The sequence below is a fragment of the Bdellovibrio sp. ZAP7 genome (genome assembly GCF_006874645.1).
Lineage (GTDB): Bacteria > Bdellovibrionota > Bdellovibrionia > Bdellovibrionales > Bdellovibrionaceae > Bdellovibrio.
On the sequence record NZ_CP030082.1, the window covers coordinates 3328338 to 3344305 of the forward strand.

The 15968-nt window shown below is 45.7% G+C and carries 16 protein-coding genes; 2 read left to right on the forward strand and 14 right to left on the reverse strand.

Annotation, left to right across the window (positions count from 1 at the left end; genetic code table 11):
• Window positions 1-7: 7 nt before the first annotated feature.
• From DOM22_RS15975 to yihA, 7 genes are all read right to left on the reverse strand, one after another.
• Window positions 8-733, reverse strand: a complete 726-nt coding sequence (locus tag DOM22_RS15975; protein ID WP_142701333.1) for an outer membrane beta-barrel domain-containing protein — start codon at window positions 731-733, stop codon at window positions 8-10.
• 3 nt (window positions 734-736) lie between these two features.
• Complete coding sequence (locus DOM22_RS15980; protein ID WP_142701334.1) at window positions 737-1240, reverse strand: HAD family hydrolase; 504 nt, start codon at window positions 1238-1240, stop codon at window positions 737-739.
• Window positions 1241-1444: 204 nt separating this feature from the next.
• On the reverse strand, window positions 1445-2098 hold the full coding sequence (locus tag DOM22_RS15985) for an energy transducer TonB (RefSeq protein ID WP_142701335.1): 654 nt from the start codon (window positions 2096-2098) through the stop codon (window positions 1445-1447).
• A gap of 126 nt (window positions 2099-2224) precedes the next feature.
• Window positions 2225-3205 carry an SIS domain-containing protein gene (locus DOM22_RS15990; RefSeq protein WP_142701336.1) on the reverse strand — a complete coding sequence of 327 codons (981 nt, stop codon included), beginning with the start codon at window positions 3203-3205 and terminating at the stop codon, window positions 2225-2227.
• An 8-nt stretch (window positions 3206-3213) separates the two neighbouring features.
• A complete protein-coding gene (locus DOM22_RS15995; protein WP_142702266.1) occupies window positions 3214-4818 on the reverse strand; it encodes a CTP synthase in 1605 nt (534 codons plus the stop codon).
• Between the two features lie 92 nt (window positions 4819-4910).
• A complete protein-coding gene (gene kdsB, locus DOM22_RS16000) occupies window positions 4911-5651 on the reverse strand; it encodes a 3-deoxy-manno-octulosonate cytidylyltransferase (RefSeq protein ID WP_142701337.1) in 741 nt (246 codons plus the stop codon).
• Window positions 5648-6220, reverse strand: coding sequence for a ribosome biogenesis GTP-binding protein YihA/YsxC (gene yihA / locus DOM22_RS16005; protein ID WP_142701338.1), 573 nt, complete (start codon window positions 6218-6220; stop codon window positions 5648-5650). The genes kdsB and yihA overlap by 4 nt, the downstream gene beginning before the upstream one ends.
• A gap of 163 nt (window positions 6221-6383) precedes the next feature.
• Here yihA and DOM22_RS16010 point away from each other — a divergent pair, with 163 nt between their 5' ends.
• Window positions 6384-7616 carry a sigma-54-dependent Fis family transcriptional regulator gene (locus tag DOM22_RS16010; RefSeq protein WP_246845692.1) on the forward strand — a complete coding sequence of 411 codons (1233 nt, stop codon included), beginning with the start codon at window positions 6384-6386 and terminating at the stop codon, window positions 7614-7616.
• Here DOM22_RS16010 and fliL read toward each other — a convergent pair.
• A complete protein-coding gene (fliL, locus tag DOM22_RS16015; protein ID WP_246845693.1) occupies window positions 7606-8586 on the reverse strand; it encodes a flagellar basal body-associated protein FliL in 981 nt (326 codons plus the stop codon). The genes DOM22_RS16010 and fliL overlap by 11 nt on opposite strands.
• Window positions 8587-8688: 102 nt before the next feature.
• On the opposite strand from fliL, the gene DOM22_RS16020 reads away from it, so the two are divergent.
• Window positions 8689-9318, forward strand: a complete 630-nt coding sequence (locus DOM22_RS16020; RefSeq protein WP_142701339.1) for a hypothetical protein — start codon at window positions 8689-8691, stop codon at window positions 9316-9318.
• 25 nt (window positions 9319-9343) lie between these two features.
• Here the strand turns inward: DOM22_RS16020 and polA are convergent, their stop codons facing one another.
• From polA to DOM22_RS16050, 6 genes are all read right to left on the reverse strand, one after another.
• Entirely contained in the window at window positions 9344-11923 is a 2580-nt protein-coding gene (polA, locus tag DOM22_RS16025) for a DNA polymerase I (protein WP_142701340.1), read from the reverse strand.
• A 57-nt stretch (window positions 11924-11980) separates the two neighbouring features.
• Window positions 11981-12283 carry a helix-turn-helix domain-containing protein gene (locus DOM22_RS16030; protein ID WP_142701341.1) on the reverse strand — a complete coding sequence of 101 codons (303 nt, stop codon included), beginning with the start codon at window positions 12281-12283 and terminating at the stop codon, window positions 11981-11983.
• Window positions 12284-12383: 100 nt separating this feature from the next.
• Window positions 12384-12689, reverse strand: a complete 306-nt coding sequence (locus DOM22_RS16035) for a septum formation initiator family protein (RefSeq protein WP_142701342.1) — start codon at window positions 12687-12689, stop codon at window positions 12384-12386.
• Window positions 12690-13194: 505 nt separating this feature from the next.
• Window positions 13195-13578 (reverse strand): VOC family protein, encoded by a 384-nt coding sequence (locus tag DOM22_RS16040; protein ID WP_142701343.1) that lies wholly within the window; start codon window positions 13576-13578, stop codon window positions 13195-13197.
• Window positions 13579-13644: 66 nt separating this feature from the next.
• Window positions 13645-14913 (reverse strand): phosphopyruvate hydratase, encoded by a 1269-nt coding sequence (gene eno / locus DOM22_RS16045; RefSeq protein ID WP_142701344.1) that lies wholly within the window; start codon window positions 14911-14913, stop codon window positions 13645-13647.
• Window positions 14906-15967 (reverse strand): hypothetical protein, encoded by a 1062-nt coding sequence (locus tag DOM22_RS16050; RefSeq protein WP_246845694.1) that lies wholly within the window; start codon window positions 15965-15967, stop codon window positions 14906-14908. The genes eno and DOM22_RS16050 overlap by 8 nt, the downstream gene beginning before the upstream one ends.
• Window position 15968 lies beyond the last annotated feature (1 nt).

Below are 15968 nucleotides of genomic sequence, written 5' to 3' on the forward strand. Positions count from 1 at the left end.
ACCTCGCTTAAAACAAGTAAGACAAACCAACATCGAGGTTTGTAGTGTAAGTGAGTCTGTCTTCAAATGAATCTTTTGAAGGTTTTGTAGGGACGCTTGGTTTCAAAGCCGGATTGAATGGGATCGGCGCTTGATTCATATAAAGTCTCAAATCGAATCTCAACGCCCACTGAGACGTGAAATAGAATTTTTGTCCCAGGCCGAGTGCCAACGCCGGATAAGCTTTGTTTTCAAACTTAACCATTCCCAAGGCAGCGGTTCCGAACAACTGGGTATTGATCACAGTCGCTTTGGTTAAACTCATCTTTCCATAGAAAACTTTAAGATTGTAATCCGCCATCAAAGTCATTTCCGGCTTTGGTGCGTAGTTATAGTCCAAGCCGTATTCCGTATATAGCTGCTTAGCATATGTAGATAAGCCCGATGAGTTTTTCGCGAACAAGAAACCAATGGCGTGGTCTTCATTCCAGTTATAATACGCGGACAATCCGAATTTACTGACATCGTAAATCGGCTCTGTCAGCGCCATACCATAGAACAAGTTCGCATCAATGCGACCTGCGGTAACAACACGACGGTTTTTAACGCTCACCGATTTATCAAAGATCGGGAGTACAGATTCTTTCGCCAGTTCTTCTACTGGCAACTCGACCAACTCAGCTGCGAAAGCTGTTTTATGCAGAAGCAAAGCTGCACCAATGATGATCAAGGCTTTCAAACCATTCTTTAGCATGAATTACCTACCTGAGGAAAAGGCCCCATATTTATAAATGTAATCACAAACTTCACGTACTGCTCCGCAACCACCGGGCCGCTTCGTCACGTAATCTGCAATCTCAATCACTTCATCAACTGCTTCAGGAACTGTGGCTCCGAAGGACACTGCTTGCAAAAGTGGGATATCGAAAATGTCGTCCCCCACATACGCCATCTCACTTGGTGAGATGCCGGATTCTTTTTGCAGCTGTAAGAAAGAAGGCTCTTTGTCGAGAGCACCTTCGTAAAAATAATGAATACCCAGAGATTTGGCACGAGCACGAACGTCCTCTGCCTTTGTTCCAGTAATGACGGCGATCTTGTAACCCGCTTCTGTCAAACGTTTGATGCCCACGCCATCACGGATGGAATAAAAACGACGCCATTCGCCGTTTTCAAACCAGATCCTTGTGTCGGTCATGACACCATCGACATCCAGCACCAACATCTTGATATTTTTAAGTTTTGATATTTCTACTGCCACGAAATCATTGTGGGAAATTATTACAAGAGGAGCAAGTGTCGCACCCCGATACAAGACCTTTGTCCCACTGGATGAAGGTCTGGAATGATCTCTTTACCGACAGAATTTTGTTAAAGGTAACAACAAACCTGCGCTAAAGTATGTTCCCTTTGCGCGAACTGGACCCATGCAAATGTGAATGTTAATGGACAGTGGCGAGCAGATTTATTGCAAAGAATATTCGATAGGAATTTCAAGTTTAGCGGATGATTGCTCAAACTCACTCGGCAGTGGTTTGTATTTACCAATGCCAGCAATCAAACTTTTAGCGGCTTCATTCAAACGATCGAAAGCCGTACCCTGCTTGATTTCTACGGCAGTGATTGTGCCATCATTTTGCACCGTAAACTCAACTAAAACTCGTCCACTTTCACGAAGGCGTTTCGAAGTGACCGGATAGACCTTACGCCCTTCGATAAGAACTCGCAGTTCATATAAATAGCGTTCTTTAATGGAAGCCAAACGATTTCCATTGGCTTCACCCAGAGGTCCTGAAGTCAGATTTCCATCTGCATGACCCAAAGTTTTCGCTCCGCCAGTTTCAACAACCTTTGGCGGTTGAACTTGGACCTGTTTTTTCTTTTGAGTGACAGCGATATCGCCCTCATCGTGCAAAACGGGCGCCGAGATTCTTGGAACTGATTTAACGGGTGAAGAAAAGGAATCAAATTCGACGACAACAGCGCCACCCTTTTTATAGGATCCAAACGGCACTAGAACTTCAGGCTTCATTGCAACAATAGAAATCCCCGCAAACACCGCTAGGTGCAGGAAAAGGGAAATTGCAAATGGGGGTAATTCTCTAATTTTTAAGTTCAAGAAAAGCCTCTTAAGATAACTATAGCAGAGGTGTATTGGAGGCCTCTTAAAAAGTCACCTCACATGGACCTAAATGAAAACCAAAGGAAAAATGGGAGTGGGGCTTCAGGCTGAAACCCCGTTTAATTAGCGTACACGCGCTTTCAACAAATCCTGAACGTGAATGATGCCGACTGGCTTCAAAGGCTGGGAGGATTCTTTATCCATCACAAACAACATGTTGATCTGAAATTGCTCCATCACAAACAAGGCTTTTTCAGCGAGTTCATTCTTATCAATCGTACGAGGGTTCGTGGTCATCAAATCTTTTGCCTGCCCCGTAAAAGGATCATTCGATTTATCCAAACGACGACGAATCTGCCCGTCCGTGATAACTCCGACTAAATCACCTTTATCATCGACGATACCAGCAGCGCCGCGCACATCTTTGTGGGTCATGATAGCAAAAACTTCTTTCAGTGGAGCGTTCAGTCCCACCGTCGGCAAAGCATCACCCGCATGCATAACATCTTTCACACGAGTCAAAAGACGGTAGCCAAGGCTGCCACCTGGATGGAATTCCGCAAAGTCAGCAGAGCTGAATCCTTTTTCCGCCATCACACACATCGCAACTGCATCACCCATCGCCAACGTCGCCGTACTGCTCGCTGTGGGAGCCAAACCCAAGGGGCAGGCTTCTTCAGAGACCGCTACATCCAAAGTGAACTTTGCCGCTTTAGACAATGAAGAGGAAGGTTTACCTGTCAAGGCGATCAAAGGAATACCTTTGCGGGCAACGAAACTCAATACACCTGAAAACTCGGGCGACTCACCACCGTACGACAACGCCATAATCACGTCGTCATTTGTGACCATGCCCAAATCGCCGTGATTACCTTCAGCAGGATGTAAAAATACAGCCGGAGTTCCTGTTGAGGAAAAAGTACTCGCCAATTTGCGGGCGATTTGACCGGATTTCCCAATGCCAGTAACAACCAGTTTGCCCTTACAGCCCACAATCAATTTTACGACCTGTTCGAAATCAGCACCTATGCGCGGTTTTAAAGCCAACACGGCTTGCGCCTCGACTTCTAAAACCTTCAATGCTTGCTCAGTCAATTTTGACATATCTGATCCTATTTATTCTTCAAACTAGCTTTAACAAAATGAACAAACAACGGATGCGGCGCCAGCGGCTTGGATTTGAATTCTGGATGGTACTGAACCGCCACAAACCAAGGATGATCCGGAAGTTCAACAACTTCAACCAGATCGCGCTCTTTACAAATACCCGAAGCGACCATGCCGTTTTTTTCAAACAAAGCTTTAAACTTATTATTAAATTCAAAACGATGACGGTGACGTTCCGTGATGTTCGTCGCTTTGTACACTTGGGAGGCCTTGGTGTTCGGTGCGATAGCACAAGGGTAGGCCCCCAAGCGCATCGTACCGCCCTTGTTAACCAAGCCACGTTGTTCAACCATGGAATCGATCACGAAGTTGCCGTTTCGTTTATTTTCCGCATGGAACTCACGGCTGGTAGCATCTTTGATACCGCACACATTGCGTGCGAATTCAATCGCTGCCAGCTGCATCCCAAAACAAATGCCGAAGAATGGTTTTTGTTTTTCACGCGCATATTTAATGGCGGTGATTTTACCTTCCACTCCGCGAGTACCAAATCCGCCTGGCACCAGGATGCCGTCGACTTTACCTAAAAGAGAATGAACAGTTTTATCTGTCACTTTTTCAGAATCGACATAGATAATTTCCACGCGGGCTTTGTTGGCAACCCCACCATGAACCAAAGATTCATGCAAAGATTTATACGCTTCTTTCAGCTCAACGTATTTACCCACGACACCGATTTTAACTGTCACATCTGGATTCGCCAAAACGTTAACCAGATTTTGCCAGCCTTTAAGATTCAAACGTTGGGGTTTTAGCCCCAAACGCTCAACAATCAATTCATCCAGTTGCTCTTTGTGCAAAGCCAATGGAACTTCGTAAATGAATTTGCTGTCTTGAGCGGCCACCACATGATTCGGTTGCACGGAACAGAACAAGGCAATCTTGCCTTTAAGATTATCATCGATATGTTTTTCACTACGACAAACCAGGAAGTCTGGCTGCAAGCCGATCATGCGCAATTCTTTCACAGAGTGCTGAGTCGGCTTTGATTTCAACTCGCCAGCGGCTGCGATATACGGAACGTAAGTCACGTGAACCAATACAGAATTTTCCATCCCGACATCAATACGCATCTGACGGATAGCTTCCAAGAAAGGTTGAGATTCGATATCCCCGACGGTTCCGCCGATTTCAACCAGGATCAATTCACTGCCTTGAGCCGCTTCATAAATACGTGCTTTGATTTCCTCCGTGATATGCGGAATCACTTGCACAGTGCCACCCAGATAATCGCCACGACGTTCGCGTGCGATCACAGTGTCGTAAATCTGCCCTGTGGAAACTGAATTGGAGCGATTCATCACGGCTGATGTGAAGCGCTCATAGTGGCCCAAATCCAAATCCGTCTCAGCACCATCTTCAGTTACAAACACTTCCCCGTGTTGAAACGGAGACATCGTACCCGGGTCCACATTCAGGTACGGGTCGAATTTCATGATTGTGACTTTGTGGCCGCGAGCTTCTAACAAAGCTCCCAGGCTCGCCGCTGTCAGGCCCTTACCGATGGATGAAACCACCCCGCCTGTCACAAAAATAAATTTTTGCTTCAGGGATTTCTTTGTGGATTTTGCTGTCGAAACTTTTGTGGTCGCAACAGTCTTCTTAGTTGCTTTCACAGATGTAGATTTTGCTTTTTTTGCCATTATTTCCTCTGACTTAAAACTTTATCCAATTTTTCAAGATCTTCGGGAGTATCCACCCCGATACTTGCTTCTTTCACACGCACGACTTTGATCTTTGCTCCCAGATACAAAGCGCGCAATTGCTCCAGGCTTTCTGCTTTTTCAATCAGAGCCTGAGGAGCTTCGCAGAACTGCTGCAAAAATTTTTTCGAGTATGCATACATGCCAATGTGTTTTAGGCAGCCAGAATAGTCTTCAAGCTCGCTGGCCTTGACACGGGAATAAGGCATAGGAAAGCGGCTAAAATACAAAGCCTCATCCTTGATATTCATCACGACTTTTACCGAATTAGGATTTTGCAGTTCTTCTTCAGAAATAGGATGGGCGAGTGTCGCCATATCCATCTTAGAGTCATCAACGAAAACTTGAGCCAGGCGATCAATCAACTCGCCCGTCACCAAGGGCTCATCGCCCTGAATGTTCACCACCACATCGCAATCAACATTTTTGATAGCGGCGTGAATACGGTCACTACCTGATGGCAGACTGCTGTCAGTCATCACGACCTTCGCACCCACAGCTTCTGCTGCCGCTTTGATAAGATCATCGTCAGTTGCGACAATCAGGTCCGTTAAAAGTTTTGATTTCTTGGCACCTTCAATTGTCCACTGAATCATCGGACGGCCTTGAAGAAGTGCGAGGGGCTTTCCGGGAAAGCGCGTGGAGGCGAATCGAGCTGGAATTACACCAACTATCTTCATGCTTTAATCCAATTGGCGTAGATATAGTCTTCCACTTCTTCTTGGCCGGTTTTCTTGATAGCCGAAGTTGCAAAGACAGCGCTCAAGCCTGTTTCTTTTTTTATTTTGTTAACTGCCTGAAGCATTTGTGAGCGAGACATTTTATCTGCCTTCGTCAACACCACGGCCAAAGGGAAGCCCTGAGTTTCAGAGAAACGACGAAGAAGCTCTTCATCCTCACTCCAGGAACGACGAATATCCATGACCAAAATCAAACCCGCCAGACTTTCGCGTGAGTTCAAATAGACTTCGATCATTTTATGCCAGTCACGAATCTCATCGCCAGAACGTGCCGCAAATCCATAACCTGGCATATCGACAAGCACGAAAGAATCCATATCAAAGAAATTCAACAGACGAGTTTTACCCGGCGTCGAACTGACCTTGGCGATTTTATTTGTCGCTAAACCATTAATAAATGAACTTTTGCCAGCATTGGATCTACCTGCGATCGCCACTTCAGCTTTTTTGTGGACGGGGTAGTCTTTCTCAAGAACGGCGCTTTTGATGAATCTGATCTGTTTTGGCATAACGTAGGCTACCAATAAATAAGCCGATGCTCAATTCTCAATTCTTGGAAACCTATCTTAGGCCCAATACATCATGGCCCCAAAACAGCCCCGGCGATCACTTATATTCGAATTGAGCCCTGGCGAGGCCCTTGCTCTAGAAATCCTCGCGAAGGAGAAAATCATGAACCAAGCTTTACTAAAACACATGGGTGAAAACCCGAAAACCTATCAAGTCAGCGACTTTCTGACAGTCGGCAAAGACGCCCAATGTCAGATTCAAATCTTCGGAGAAGAACTCGCCGAGCGTCACTTTAGAATCGAGCGTCGCGAGCAAACCTACTACATCCGAGACCTTAGAAGCCCTCAGGGAACCTATCTAAATAATGCCCGTATTATGGAAGCGATCCTGCAAGAAGGCGATATTATCCGCGCCGGCAGCCAGGAACTTTTATTCACCTATAAAACCAACGAGGAATCTTCGGAATTTCCTTTAAAAAGTAAGAACGAAGTTTGGAATGAAGAGTTGCAAAGTCTTCGTCACGTTGCCGTCACTGAATTCCCCGTCCTTATCTTGGGTCCCTCAGGAACCGGCAAAGATGTTATTGCTCAAGCCCTGCATAACGAAAGCTTACGCAAGAATGCAAACTTTATGAGCGTGAACTGCAGCGCTTTAAGTGAAACGTTGATCGAGTCTGAACTTTTTGGACACGTGAAAGGCAGCTTTACTGGCGCTATTTCTGATCGCAAGGGTGCATTTGAAGCTGCCCGCGGCGGAACCTTGTTCCTGGATGAAATCGGTGATCTTTCCTATGCTCTGCAAGCGAAACTCTTGCGCGCACTGGAAAATGGTGAAATTCGTCCCGTGGGAGCAGACCGCAACATCAAAACCGATGTGCGAATCATCGCAGCCACTCATCAGAGCTTGCCTGAAAAAATTCGTGAAGGTGCTTTCCGCGCCGACTTGTATTTCCGTTTGAATGTCGTAACAGTGACTCCCCCCGCACTGGTTCACCGCATGGAGGACTTTGAAGACCTGCTTTACATGTTTGCTAAAAAAATGCGTGTGCGTTTTTCGTTCGGCGCTATTGCCCGTTTGAAAAAGCATCCGTGGCCAGGTAATATCCGTGAATTGAAAAATCTGGTTACGCGCACGGCGGCCCTTTATCCTCGGGAGCATATCGAAGAGAAACATATCGAAAAGCTTCTGGATAAAACGTTGCTGACACCTTCTGAAGCCGACTCCACTAACGATATCCCGGTCATTAAAGAGATTGAAAAACAAATGATCATAAAACGTTTGACGGCAAATCGTGGCAATCAACGTCGCACAGCTGCTGATTTGGGTATGCCTAAATCAACTCTGCACGATCGTTTGAAGTACTATAATATCAAGGTGGAAAACTTTAAGGTTTAATAACAGCGGTTTTATAGAAGATCCTGCGCACTTTACCCTTGGTCAGGATCTTATTGATTTCTTTGCGAAGGCGTTCACACAACATCTGCTTGCCTTCAACTGAAGACAATTGATCGTAATTCATATCTTCAACGACTCTTAAAAACAGATCTTTCACTTCAGGCTCGCGGTCTTTGATTTCAACGACCACGTCGGCGTCCGTACCCTCGACATAAAATTCCAGGGCCGCCATCGGGTTCGGGCCTGATTGTGAAGACTTCCGGATATTCGCAAAAATTCTTTGTGTACTGAAAATATTCTGAGCCACTCGAGTGGAGTCATAAAAAGGCTCCACTTGATCCGCTTCAAAAAATTCCTTTTTATCTGCCCAGTCTTCCAAAGTCGGCAAAAACAATTCCTCTTGATGAGGGATCAGTTTGTTATTGGCGATTTTATACAGAACAACTCCACCGACACCGGTTGCGATCAACAAAACCACAACTCCCAGCTTTTGCATCAAAGAGAATGTTTTGAAGGTCGCACCCAAATCACCAAGCCAGCTTTTAATACGTCCTAAAACTTCAATGATCCCATGTTTTAAGTTAGGCCCCAGGTTTTTAAGGAAATGAATGGTTTGTTCTTTGGTTTTTCGCCATGTCAGGCGCAAAGCCATGTGTTGCAGGCGAACGTAGTACGAAATACGAGGCAAGAAGGGAAGAAATTTAACCAACTTCTTGCGCCAGCCTTCTTGGCGATTCCAGTATTTTACTTCATCTTCAATTTTATATTCTAGATCTGATTCTTCGATGACGATGGGATTTGAAGGATCATCGGGACCGATACTCTTAAGAGACTTGGCGAACTCGGGATCCTCTTTTTCCAAAATAGAATCCAAAGATTCCAGTGACAAAAGATCTTCCGAACTTTCCTCTTCTGGTGAATCCTCAGGTTTTTGCGACTCTACTTTGGTCGGGTTTTCGTTTTCAGCCAATGATTGCTCCCAAGACGATTGTAAGAAAAGAACCAAATACCCCGCAAGAACAATTTATAAACAAGCCCTCATCCAGTAGAATAAAACCTTAGGAGTTCATTCATGAGAGTATTGTTTGTCGTATCTGTTTTGGGCTTATCATTGTCTGCTTGTACAGGTTTTCAAAGATCCGCGAATAGTGGGTACGGATCCTCGTCCGATTATACTTCTCGGGACTCTCGTGATGTCATTCGCGACCGCTCGGTTCGTCAAACAGCTTATGAGTTGGGTAAAGACCCAGGCAATCTGAGCGCCAGCGACATTCAAGAAATCCAAGATCGCAATACAGTTCGCCAAATGGAACGAACTCTGCGTTCAAACAAGGAAAAAGAGCAATATTCACGCATCTTGCCTTGGCTGCAGTCCGATGCCGAAAAGATAGAGTTTTTATCCATCCCATCAATCGAGGGACGTCAGGTTTGGATCAATAAGAATAAAATCTGGAGCCGCTCAACAGCTCCAAGCCAAATGAAAGATCTGGTTGAAAACCAAGATATCGCCGTTGGCATGCCCCAGGAATACGTCAAAAAATCTTGGGGTGAGCCGACATCAGTCGATGTCTCAGGAAATCCGATCTATAAAAACGAACGTTGGCGCTATGAACGCCAAAGCTCGACATCTTCGGGCTACCGCAAAGAAACCCGCTTCGTATACTTCGAAGGCGGCCGCGTCGTCGGCTGGGAAACCCAATAACAAAAAACACGCATACCAGTGCGGGTCAGTGCGCTTCGTCCCAGTTGTCACCGATTGCATAGTTCACTTTAAGCGGAACGCGTAGCTGAGCCACGTTTTCCATTATGCTCACAAGTTGCGGAGTTAGTTTTTCCAAGCTTTCAGTAAAATCTTCGAAGATCAATTCGTCATGCACCTGCAAGAGCATGCGCACGGGAACCGTTTTATTCACTTCGATCATGGCTTTTTTCACTAGATCGCTGGCTGTACCTTGAATAGGAGCATTGATGGCTGCGCGTTCTCCGAATTTCTTTAGCATGGCATTGCCGGATTGAAGCTCATCGATATAACGACGGCGGCCGAATAATGTTTCGACGTAACCTTTTTCATGGGCCAGTTTGATCGTGTTATCGATATACTCACGAACATTTTTAAAGCGTGTGAAATAGCGATCGATAATGTCTTTACCCTCGGTACGTGAAATACCCAAAGTTTCCGCCAAACCGAAGGCACCCTGCCCGTAAGCGATACCAAAGTTCACGGCCTTGGCTGTGCGACGATGTTCTGCATTCACGTCTTTCAACGGTATATTGAAGATTTCTGCTGCTGTTGCCGCATGGATGTCCAAGTCTTCGGCGAAGGCTTTGCAAAGATTTGGATCTTCGGAAATATGGGCAAGAATTCTTAACTCAATTTGCGAGTAGTCCACTGACAATAGTTTCATGCGAGGATTTGCAATGAACGCTTTACGCACCAACTGACCACGAGGCGTGCGGATCGGGATGTTCTGCAAGTTAGGCGATGTACTGGAAAGACGACCTGTCGTCGTTAATGCCTGATTAAACCTGGTATGAACACGGCCGTCTTTGGCATGTACCATCGCTGGTAAAGCATCGACGTATGTTGATTTAAGTTTGGAAAGCTCGCGCCACTGCAGAACTAACTTCGCAATGGGATGTTCCAGGGCTTCCAGAACATCTTCACCGGTGGAATAACCAGTTTTCGTTTTCTTACCCGCAGGCAGACCCAGTTTTTCAAACAAGATCACACCCAGCTGTTTGGGACTACCAACGTTAAAGTTTTCACCCGCTTGCTCATGGATTTGCTTTTCCAAAACTTCGATTTCTTTTTCAAGTTCTTTACTTAAGTTGTGCAAAAGATCCGTATCGATGCGAACGCCCAGGTTTTCCATGTTCAAAAGAACTTTCACCAAGGGAAGCTCCAGATCACGGAAAACTTTTTCACCATGGATTTCGTGAAGCTTTTTATCCAATGTTTTCGCTAGGTGCAGGTGCGCATTGTACGTTTGACTTGGAGAAGCCATTTCTGGCAACGCTTCGCCCATGTGTTTTTCATAGACCTTGCTAAAGTCTGACGTATCAGAGGCTTTCAAAACATATGCTGCAAGCATTGAATCCCAATCAGCCAGAGGATTCTTGGAACCGATTTTATGCCATAGATCTTTTAAATCGTAGCCCTTCCAATTCACTTTGAAAGTATCCGTTAATTTACCCAGGAACTCGGCATCGGAGACATTAATAATATCAGAGTCTGTTCCAATGAAAACGCCTCTTGTATCAGAAAAACCCCACAACGGTTGGTTCGCCGCGAACATTCCCGCCAATTCTTTGGTGGAAAGAGTTTTTTCATTAAATTCTTTCGTCTGATGTTCGGCCAACATCGGTGTCGCCATCGCATCAGGGGCGGCGGCCGGCGTTGCGGCTTCAGCATAGTAAGCCTTACCCGCTTCAGCAGGCGTCATCGGTGAAGATCCGGCCTCACCGAAAAGATTTTTTTCAAATGTTTTAAAATTGAATTCACGCAAGTAAGCGCGAAGCTCGTCGTCTTTGCGCGGACGTAGACGATAGCTTTCGATATTGTGGTCTATAGGAATTTCAGTCGCGATGGTCACCAATTTTTTAGATAGGAAGGCCATCTCTTTGGCATCGATCAATTTCTGCTTGATGCTTTTGCCTTCGACCTTGTCGATGTTTTCATAGATGTCTTCAAGATGCTTAAACTGTTCTAAAAGTTTGATGGCACCTTTTTCACCGATGCCTTTGACTCCCGGAATGTTGTCCGATGTATCGCCAACGATGGCCAGATAGTCGATAAATTGATCAGGGCGTACGCCCCACTTTTCAAAGACTCCCGCAGAATCATAACGATGATCTTTCATGGTGTCGTAAAGAATCACACCGTCTTCGATCAACTGGCCAAAGTCTTTATCGCCACTGACAATCACGACTTCAACGCCGTTCTTTTTACCGACTTTCGCTAATGTCCCGATGATGTCATCAGCTTCATAGCTGGGAATTTCCAAGGCAGGAATTCCCAGAATATCGGCAAGTTGTTTGATGTAAGGAATTTGTACCGCAAGATCTTCAGGCATTTCTGAACGATGGGCTTTGTATTCCACGTACATATCATGACGGAAGGAAGGCTCTTTGCGGTCATAACAGAAAACCATGTACTCTGGTTTTTCTTCCTTCATGAGTTTGGTAACCATGGAGATAAAGCCGTAGATGGCATTAACGGGCATGCCCTTAGGAGAAGTCAGCTGTCTAATCGCAAAGAATGCGCGAAAGAACATCGAGCTGACATCAATAAGATAGATTTTTTTCATAAGGCTCTCCCGTATTTTGCAGTTCAAAAAACTACAACGGGAGAGTGCGAATGTCGATTATTCTAAGTCTGCTTTGACGCGTGAAAAATCAACTTGATCAAGTGCTTGCTTATCGCACTCGTTTTCACACGCTGGAGTAAAGCGAACTTGGTCAGAGCACTCATCTGCTTGACGATGAATCAGAGCTAACTCGCCCTTGATGTGCGGATTAAAAAGCAACTCGCCCTGACCCTCTTCCCATGATTCGATGTCTGTTAGCTCACACTTTAATCTGCGAGCCATATCAGAACGACTCCAGCCAAGACGAAGGCGAAGCGCGCGAAGAGTGTCTTTATTCCATTCATTTGAGTTTTCGAACATAACCGTAAACCCCCGGTATCACTTCAAAATAGATTTGAAATAGAGTTGAGATACTATTGCTAGTATACCCGAGAGACATCAAATAACGATTCGCGTTAGGCTATTGTTCAGGGAAAACGAAAACTAAGTCGTGTTCGCCAGCCAGGTCTAATTTATCGCGAGCCTGGCGCTCAATAAATGCTGGATCTTTGGCTTGCTTGAGCTGGACTTCAAGGTCAAGTGTGGCTTTTTTGCTATCATTGATCTCTGTTGTGATGCGGTCGAAATCTCTGTGGAGTCCCCATAGGCGCCATAGGTTTCCGTTTAATACAATGGAAACACCGAAAATGAGCATGCAAATGAATGCGACTCTTCCCGGGTGATTTAATAGACGACGTAATCCGACGGCGAAACGACTATAAGACATAACAAAAGTCTACGGCCGCTCTTTTCTTCGTGGTAGTCCAGATCGTTCTTCTTCGAACGTTCTGATCTTTGCCCGTCAGCCTTGGAGGTATGTGTTTCTTGGGCACGCCACATCCATGGCTCATCAGCGCCGGCTTCGCCGGTTCGCGCATCCAGCGCCGCTGAAGGCCCGGCGAATCACATACCTCCAAGTCTGCCAGTCAAAGCTCAGAGCTCTCGGAGAAGTTCGATGGACTACCCCTGCGTTCATCGCTCGTTTTTGCGGAGAGAAGAAAATAAAAAAGCCACCCGTCGAGGGTGGCTTTTTTAGGATTTGGGGATGGCTAGAATTTTTTGGATGAAGTCTTCGAATTCGGAACCTTGCTCTACTAATTGGATTCCTGCATCCCGGAAGAACCGATGTGATCAACTTTGGCATGGGGTAAAACTTTCGATAGTTTTTTTGCTAAATCGAAATATATGGCCCCAACTTTTTTCGAAAATTCCGACGGCGATAGAAACTTCATCTATTTTAGAGCCGCGAACAGGTCTATGGAGTTTCCGTCGGGATCTTGCACTGTTGCGTATCTTTGGCCCCAGAAGGCGTCCCAGGGTTCTTTTTCTGATTTGAAACCGGCGCTGGTAATTTTTTTGAAAGTTTCGTCTACACCTTTTGGTGTTTCACAATCGAATGCCAATGCCATTGATGCGATAGTTGGTTTTACCCAGTGGGGTTTTAGTTTTTTGATAAGCTCTTCTGCGTCTAGCATTATTCGCAGACCGGATTTGGTTGTGGCTTCCGTGTGTTGAGTTGTTTTGTCGCAGGCCTCGAATTGCAGACCTAATAGACTGTAGAAACGAACGGATTCAGGGATGTTTGTTGAGACGATTCCGATTGCGCTTAACTGCATACTGCCTCCGAAAATAAAAAAGCCACCCATTAAGAGTGGCTTTTTTTTATTTTTGAAGCAAGTGGCTTATCTGAAAGCTGCTTTGTCCCAGTATACGCCCATTCCACCCAAGTCTTCTTCGATTCTTAGTAGTTGGTTGTATTTGGCGATACGTTCAGAGCGACACAAGCTGCCGGTTTTGATTTGGTGACAGTTCAAAGCCACTGCTAGGTCGGCGATGAATGTGTCTTCTGTTTCGCCTGAGCGGTGGGACATGACTGTTTTATATTTGTTACGTTGAGCTAGGTTTACGGCTTCGAATGTTTCTGTCAAAGTTCCGATTTGGTTTACTTTAACTAGCAAGGCATTCGCAGCTTTTTTCTCTAGGCCCATGCGCAGACGTTTTGGGTTTGTTACGAACAAGTCGTCACCAACCAATTGCATTGTGTTGCCCATTTCGGATGTGCATTTTACCCATGAATCCCAGTCGTCTTCAGAGAAACCGTCTTCGATTGTGATGAGTGGATATTTTTCTGCCCATTTTTTGTAAACGCCCAATAGATCCGTTGGAGAGATCAACTCACCGTCGAATTGGTATTTACCGTCTTTGTACATTTCTGTCGCTGCAACGTCCAAGCCCAAGAATACGTTTTGACCTGGATCGTATCCAGCATCAACGATGGCGTTCATGATCAAGTCCAAAGCTTCTTGGTTGCCAGACAATTTTGGAGCGAAGCCACCTTCGTCACCCACTGCTGTCGTTAAACCTTTTTTGCCCAAGATTTTTTTAAGCGCGTGGAAGATCTCGGCACCTGCGCGAAGAGATTCTGCGTAAGAGTTATTCACAGTTGGAACGATCATGAATTCTTGAATGTCCAAACCGTTGTTGGCGTGCGCGCCACCGTTCAACACGTTCATCAAAGGAACTGGCAAGCGGCAAGCTTGAGAACCACCGATGTAACGGTACAAAGGAAGATTTACGTCAGCAGCAGCGGCTTTCGCAGCAGCCAAGGACACACCCAGGATCGCATTTGCGCCCAAATTTGTTTTGTTTTCAGTTCCATCGATTTCGCGAAGAACTTTGTCCAAGTAAACTTGTTCAGTTACTTGCAGACCCAAGATTTCAGGAGCGATTTTTTCACGGATATTATCAACCGCTTTGAATACGCCCTTACCACCGTAACGATTTTTATCACCATCACGAAGCTCACAAGCTTCATGGGCACCTGTCGAGGCACCTGATGGAACTGCTGCGCGACCGATATTGCCTTCAGCTGTTGTTACTTCAACTTCAACTGTTGGGTTACCACGGCTATCAAGAATTTCACGAGCTACGACACTGATGATTTCAGACATGATGAGTACCTTCCTTCTCGGATTGCTTAGAGTTTATTTTTTTAACAAGTTCCATGCTGTTGAAAACAGTGCGCGGGTATTCGGTTTTCACGAATTCCCAGTCCACACGTCTCATGGCTTCCTTCACGGCAGGATTTGTTTTGCCTTGAGAAGCCAGCATAGTGATCAATTGCTGAGCGCGCACCATGTAGTCATGCATACGTGCCAGGTTTTGATTCAAGGAATACGCAGGTGATTCCACATCGAAATTCAGATGCGCCAAAGAACCTTCGTGAGGAATCAATGAGGCTTTGCCTTCGATAGTATCAGCCGCTTCAATTTGTGCTGCCTGCTGCTGTCTTTGCTTTTCAAACGTGCGAATTTTATCTTCAAGATCGCCCACGTATTTTTGCAGGTCTTCGCGCTCACGTTGAGTGCGTTGCAAATCGTTTAGCAAGCTTTGGAATAAATCCGGGCTGACCTGATGACCGACGTTTTCATTTTCACTGAAGATCGTTTGCTGTTGTGTTGCCCAGCTTAATTTCAAAGTGATACCGGACCATTCACAACGTGCTAAAGGTTGACCCACATAAACGGGCAAAGACTCGAACGCCGCCTTCAGGTAGGTCGTCACCAACGGATATTGTTCGGCAGGAAGTGGCAAATCGAAAGAGATGCTGACTTCGTCTTTACGAAGATTATCAATCGGTGGTTTTGGAGAAATAAAATAGGACAAGAACTGTTCAGGCTGATTAAAGATTTCCTGCGGACGAGGCATCATGCGCAGCACGCTGTCGAGCACTCCCCAAGCACGCAATTCTGGTCCGTTGTGACCCGCACGAATCAAAACATCGCCATCTTTTTTGAGCGGAAGTCGCAAACACATTTCTAGGAATTGCTCCATGTCAGGAGCACTGATCCAATAGGAAGAATCTCGCAGCAACTCAACCGATAGATGAGTTTGTTCATAGAGGGGCGTAAGGTCTTCACCTTGCTCCTCAAGAACCGTCAAAACTGAGTTGGAGATCTTACAACTAAAGTGCACGCAAAAGTGATAGCCCAAATGCGAAGCCATT

Bases quoted from the DNA above. Each gene is read 5' to 3' on its own strand.
- kdsB (WP_142701337.1), bottom strand. From the start codon at position 5,651: ATGAAGATAGTTGGTGTAATTCCAGCTCGATTCGCCTCCACGCGCTTT.
- DOM22_RS16010 (WP_246845692.1), top strand. From the start codon at position 6,384: ATGAACCAAGCTTTACTAAAACACATGGGTGAAAACCCGAAAACCTAT.
- eno (WP_142701344.1), bottom strand. From the start codon at position 14,913: ATGTCTGAAATCATCAGTGTCGTAGCTCGTGAAATTCTTGATAGCCGT.
- polA (WP_142701340.1), bottom strand. From the start codon at position 11,923: ATGAAAAAAATCTATCTTATTGATGTCAGCTCGATGTTCTTTCGCGCA.
- DOM22_RS16040 (WP_142701343.1), bottom strand. From the start codon at position 13,578: ATGCAGTTAAGCGCAATCGGAATCGTCTCAACAAACATCCCTGAATCC.
- DOM22_RS16020 (WP_142701339.1), top strand. From the start codon at position 8,689: ATGAGAGTATTGTTTGTCGTATCTGTTTTGGGCTTATCATTGTCTGCT.
- DOM22_RS16030 (WP_142701341.1), bottom strand. From the start codon at position 12,283: ATGTTCGAAAACTCAAATGAATGGAATAAAGACACTCTTCGCGCGCTT.
- yihA (WP_142701338.1), bottom strand. From the start codon at position 6,220: ATGCCAAAACAGATCAGATTCATCAAAAGCGCCGTTCTTGAGAAAGAC.
- DOM22_RS16050 (WP_246845694.1), bottom strand. From the start codon at position 15,967: ATGGCTTCGCATTTGGGCTATCACTTTTGCGTGCACTTTAGTTGTAAG.
- DOM22_RS15990 (WP_142701336.1), bottom strand. From the start codon at position 3,205: ATGTCAAAATTGACTGAGCAAGCATTGAAGGTTTTAGAAGTCGAGGCG.
- DOM22_RS15975 (WP_142701333.1), bottom strand. From the start codon at position 733: ATGCTAAAGAATGGTTTGAAAGCCTTGATCATCATTGGTGCAGCTTTG.
- DOM22_RS16035 (WP_142701342.1), bottom strand. From the start codon at position 12,689: ATGTCTTATAGTCGTTTCGCCGTCGGATTACGTCGTCTATTAAATCAC.